The organism is Pseudomonas sp. 05N433 (assembly GCF_056396925.1).
The window spans coordinates 1-4,922 of the sequence record NZ_JBFTML010000110.1 but is presented as its reverse complement, the minus strand read 5'-3'; the positions used below and the strand labels follow the sequence as shown (position 1 = coordinate 4,922).

The following is a 4,922-nucleotide window of genomic DNA, read 5'->3' as shown; positions in this document are numbered from 1 at the left end:
CGCCGGGGTGGGGTATTTCCATGCAGATGCCAAGAGTGATCTCCATATGTGTGTATTTTTTTATAAGTTTTTTATCCATGCCCATATTAAGAAAAAAGATGTAAAGAGGGCTATCGCGCCCACCATCCTAAGCATGTTCAAGTAGTTGTTTGATCTAACCAGGGTCTTGAGTGGGTGGTTTTTTGATGCGTATGCCCAGTCAGCCACTTTTATTGCAATTTCTCGGGTTTGCTCGAGAAAAAACAAGCACATTACTCCTACTGAGAACAGTATAATAATCAATAATAACAATCCGACGCTTTTCATTCTCACCATCCTGATCCAGCCTTCCCAGCCTCTTGGGAGGAATAATTGTAACTAGCACCTAGTTGAGGCGAAATCAATCCAACCCCTGTTGCAAACCCATTACCTGGTGACCACGTCTCAGAAATCCCCCCCAGAAACCAGCAGCAGCGTTAACTCCATTTCCCGACAAGAAGTTATTGAGCTGATTTTCTATAGCGTTACATGACTGGTTTATCCAGTTTGCAGTAATGCTTCCAGTTATAATGTTAGCAGACTTTCCAAGTTCTGCACCTAATACGCTCCCGTACCAGTTCCCATATCGATCTAAACTAGCAGTTCCCGATCAGCCAAAATACGTGTCCGTTATTGGATTTGGAATTGCGATATTTATATTTACTGCGAGGAAGTCTGGAAGACGCCATAGCCCTAAAGGGTCAATGTAAGAAACCGGATTCCCGCCAACATAACCATACGTATTAATCCCCCCCCCGCAAGTCCAATCGGATCTCCCGAGATAAACCGTCCAAAGCCTGGAGAGTAATACCGTGCCCGATAATAATAGACACCCGTGCCATCATTTTCCCGCCCGGTGTACTGCTGGCTGTTGGTACTGGCGGAGCCGGGGCTGCTGGTTTGGCCATAAGGGTCATAGGTGTATTGCGTGGTGAACGCGCCAGTGCTGTCGGTAAGCGCTTGGGTTGAACCCAGCGCATCAGTCAAGTAGCTGTAGGTGTTGCCGCTGGCCTCGGTGCGGCTGAATACTTCGTCCAAACCGCCCGTAAGGAGATTGGCCTGTACCGTGGGGGTGACAGTACCGGTCAGCTCTTGCACCAGATTGACACCGTCGAAGACATAACTGGTGGTCTGGCCGGAAATTGTCTTCTGGCTGCGCCTGTTGGCCGCGTCATAACTGAAACTCCCGGATACGGTTCCCGTGAGCGTGCTCAGGCGCTGGCGCGAATCCCAGGTGTAAGTGTTGCTGCCGTCACTGGTCATATTGCCGTTGGCGTCATACAGCAAGGAGGCACCGCTCCATGCCGTCAACTGGTTAGATAAACGCCACCAAATCGGTTTTTCCAGGGGCGTCAGAACCAGAGGGCGACTGGCTTGGATGAGCTGTTTTGTCGTGTCCATAGCGATAACGATCAAATGCAGAGTTACCAGCCACTAGGGTGCGTTCGTAGGCCGCGATGGCTTGTGCAACTTGCGTGGCCATTAACGTCTCAGGGGAGGCCGCATACACCTTCTCGAAAGCCGCAACATACTGAATGTCCTGCCGAATGGTATGGAGTAACTGCGCCTCATCATTCACGGCGTGTTCGATCGGGTTAAAGAGGGGATCCGTAGCCTGCGACTTGAGGCTGTCACGGCGCCCGTCCCAGAACTGAGTTCCGGCAATAGCCGCATTGACGAGGGTAGGTGTGTTGCGTGTTCCAAGCTGGCGATGGATGCCCTGGGCGCGCGGCAAACCGTCGATGAAGCCTCGTTCGGGATTATGGCAAGAGGCACAGCTGATCGAGCCGTCAGCACTCAGACGCTTGTCAAAGAACAGCGTTTTGCCAAGCTGGATTTTTTCCACCAGATGCTCAGGTGACGAGGCATCTGGTATGGGCGGAAGCCCCAGCAGGTTATCTACGGCTTGCTCCGTACAAGACGCCGATAATCCGGGAAGAGAGTCAGCCATAACCGTGCCGGCAGGCAACAGCGCCAGGCACATGCTCAGGCAATGCATGCTGCGCATGTTCAGTTACTGGTACTTAGCGGGCTGAAATCGGGAGCCGGGATGCCAGAGGAGGGAAGCAGCGTGTTTCGTATCAATACAATGGCGAATGCTCAGCATTTGCTGCCGAGACTTTAGACCTGAAGCCACCATAAGCACCTCCCTGTGAACCGGAGCCACATTGGGCTCGTCGTACACGTCGTATGCACAGCGGTTGGAACACTTGTGTGTTCACGATGGGGTCTTCATTCCATGACCTTGGGGGAGATCGAACGTCCGCGATCCCGAGCATCCAGCACGAGATGACAGTAGTACAGGGTTTGAAAACTTGCCAATGGGACTGGAAAGCGACCGGTCAGGATGGCTTTCTGCAGTCGAGGATTTCGCGGGTTTGCGCTTTCCCCTCGTTGACTTTGTCGCGAAGCGTTAACAGGCCCTGGGTTACGGGCAAAGAAGCTGTCGTCGTTGATGTGGATGCCAACCCTGAGCGGACACTCGTCAATGTCCGTCAGGGTCGAAAGCTGCTTGCTCCGCTATTGAAGCGGAACATACACGTCAGTTTGCCATTGATCCTGCGGCGTCTCGGGATAGACGCTCAGGTAATTGAAGAACAGCGGGTGGTCACGGAGTTCCTCGCCACTGGCAGGAAGCCAATCGCGGTAAATCGGATAGATCGTTTCGCCGATGTGATCCGGTGACCCCGTATGTCGCACCACGACGCAGCGACCGCCAGGAATGACGATCTCGCGCACGCCGAACTCATTCGGCGCCACAGCCTCGTGAATCTCGCCGCAGATGGCGAAGCGGAATGCTTGTGCAGGTGTCGTGTCGGGGTTGCCATAGGGAATGCCAAAGCTGCGACTCGATGCCACCGGCGACTGTCCGCTCTGCATGCGCCACTCGATGAACTTGCGCACGCTCTCATTGACGAGCCCGGGTGGTCCGCAGTGCTCAAGCGCTGCGACCCTGACTTCTGGGAATTCCACGATTCGTACTTGCATGATGATAGTCCTGGAAAAATGAGGGATTGCGAATACCGCATTCCAGACCTGCCAGTTCGGTTCCTTCCTGAACGCACTCGGGGTCATGCCGAACGCCCGCCTGAACGCCCTGCAAAATGCCTCGGGGCTTTCAAAGCCGGCACCGAGTGCCGCGTCCAGTACCGAGTGATCAGCGAGGGAGGCCAGGCGATGTGCCGCGCGTCGTAGCCGCATCAGTTGCACATAACGTGAGACCGGCACACCCGCGAACGCGCTGAATTGTCGATGGAAGTGAAACACCGAAAAGTTCGCCACATGACTCAACGTCTTCACCGACAAGTCACCTTCAAGATTGGCATCGATGTAGGCGAGTACGGCGTTGAAGCGTTTTGTGTAGGCGAAGTTGCTCGGCATGTCAGACACTGGGAAAAGGCTCCTGGAAGTACGGTCGGCAATAGAGTCGACTATAGCGGTGTAAACGCGCCTAGCCGCGTTTGCTCAAGGTATGTTTTGGGTTGGCCAATGCGATCTCTTCCACCATGAGACACCGTATACCCAGTCCGATCACTTCTGATCGACTGTTGCTGTCGTTGTGAGGGCAGCAATTACCCCCAGGCAATCATCGAGAAGAGACCCGACAAGGGTGCGCTAAAGTTATGCGGGTCATCGATCAATTGTGATCCGCTGTTCGCGCTGCTTCCGTCTCTGGAGGGCCCAATGCCGCCCATCATCACATGCCTGGTGGCGCTGTCTGTTCTTGGCCTGACTCCTGTAGTGCAAGCCCAGACTAACGCCTGCCCACCTGGCGAGAAACAAGTGTGCCTGAACGGCTGCATCTGCCTGCCAGATCTGGGGCAGGTGCCTGATGGCGTCTACCAGGTCGCGGCACCTGCCCTGGCGCTGTGGCTGACCCAAGCCCGCGCTGAAGCAGCCAGCGCCGAGATCCAACCCATTCCACCGCACATCCGGGAGCAACTGCTGCGCTGGTACGACCCCAGCGTCCTTGATGCCGCGCACTACAAAGTGAGCGACAACGGCCAATTCAGCGCCGCCACTTCCATGCTGCAAAACCCCGACGTCGGTGCCGTGACGCTGATCGACATCATCCTCTTCCGGGACACTCAAACCGCAGAACAGGACATCGCGCTCTGGGCTCACGAACTGAAGCACGTGCAGCAGTTTCGGGAATGGGGGGTAGAAGGATTTGCCCAGCGCTATACACAAGATTTCAATGCTGTGGAGGCGCCGGCTTATGCCATACAGGCTGAAGTTCGACGGTCGGTGCGGGGAGGGACTCAATGAAGGGTAGCGAAGCCGCCTGACATTACAGGCATAAAGCAGTCATTATTGGCTGAAAGCAGCCTGTCAGTTAGGGAAGAGTTGAATGGTGTTCAGGGTGATGGTGGTCGGTGGCTACGGAAACTTCGGTAGCATCGTTTGCAGGCATTTGGCGGTAATGCCAGATGTGGAACTGGTGATCTCGGGCCGCGATCCACACAAGTTGCAGCGCAAAGTCGATGAGTTGAAAAGCCAATCGGGCACTGTCGCCGAAAGTTGGTGCGGCAATGCCATGGGCACTGAGTTCAAATCCGTTTTGCGCTCGATGGACATCCAGTTGGTCATCCATACTGGCGGCCCGTTTCAGGGGCAATCCTATGCGGTCGCCGAGAGCTGCATCGAGGCTGGCGTGAACTACTGCGACCTGTCTGACTGCCGAACCTTCGTCAACGGCGTTGGCGTACTCGATGCCTTGGCGAAACAGGCAGGAGTGGCGATCCTCAGTGGCTGCAGTTCGGTGCCGACGCTATCGTCAGCCATCATCGATCAGCAGCGCTATCGCTTCAGTCGTATCGACTCGATCGAGCATGGCATTTCCTCTTCGGCGAAGATGCCGGGATTGTCGACCGTCGAAGGCGTACTCGCCTACGCAGGTAAAC

5 protein-coding genes are annotated in these 4,922 nt (G+C 55.0%); 2 read left to right on the top strand and 3 right to left on the bottom strand.

The genetic code is table 11. From position 1 onward, the window contains the following. Positions 1 to 711: 711 nt before the first annotated feature. The 3 genes from AC1DIS_RS29740 to AC1DIS_RS29730 form a co-directional block, all read right to left on the bottom strand. The gene (locus AC1DIS_RS29740; protein ID WP_477745589.1) at positions 712 to 1,419 is read right to left on the bottom strand and encodes an RHS repeat-associated core domain-containing protein; all 708 of its coding nucleotides are present in this window, start codon (positions 1,417 to 1,419) and stop codon (positions 712 to 714) included. Next, complete coding sequence (locus tag AC1DIS_RS29735; RefSeq protein WP_086944930.1) at positions 1,334 to 2,026, bottom strand: cytochrome-c peroxidase; 693 nt, start codon at positions 2,024 to 2,026, stop codon at positions 1,334 to 1,336. The genes AC1DIS_RS29740 and AC1DIS_RS29735 overlap by 86 nt, the downstream gene beginning before the upstream one ends. Before the next feature lie 512 nt (positions 2,027 to 2,538). After that, on the bottom strand, positions 2,539 to 3,408 hold the full coding sequence (locus tag AC1DIS_RS29730; protein WP_026286372.1) for an AraC family transcriptional regulator: 870 nt from the start codon (positions 3,406 to 3,408) through the stop codon (positions 2,539 to 2,541). 294 nt (positions 3,409 to 3,702) lie between these two features. On the opposite strand from AC1DIS_RS29730, the gene AC1DIS_RS29725 reads away from it, so the two are divergent. Beyond that, on the top strand, positions 3,703 to 4,287 hold the full coding sequence (locus tag AC1DIS_RS29725; protein ID WP_018925624.1) for an eCIS core domain-containing protein: 585 nt from the start codon (positions 3,703 to 3,705) through the stop codon (positions 4,285 to 4,287). An 82-nt stretch (positions 4,288 to 4,369) separates the two neighbouring features. Then, positions 4,370 to 4,922 (top strand): saccharopine dehydrogenase NADP-binding domain-containing protein (locus AC1DIS_RS29720; protein WP_477781284.1); only part of this gene is annotated, 553 nt, incomplete at its 3' end.

Bases quoted from the DNA above. Each gene is read 5' to 3' on its own strand.
- AC1DIS_RS29740 (WP_477745589.1), bottom strand. From the start codon at position 1,419: ATGGACACGACAAAACAGCTCATCCAAGCCAGTCGCCCTCTGGTTCTG.
- AC1DIS_RS29725 (WP_018925624.1), top strand. From the start codon at position 3,703: ATGCCGCCCATCATCACATGCCTGGTGGCGCTGTCTGTTCTTGGCCTG.
- AC1DIS_RS29735 (WP_086944930.1), bottom strand. From the start codon at position 2,026: ATGCGCAGCATGCATTGCCTGAGCATGTGCCTGGCGCTGTTGCCTGCC.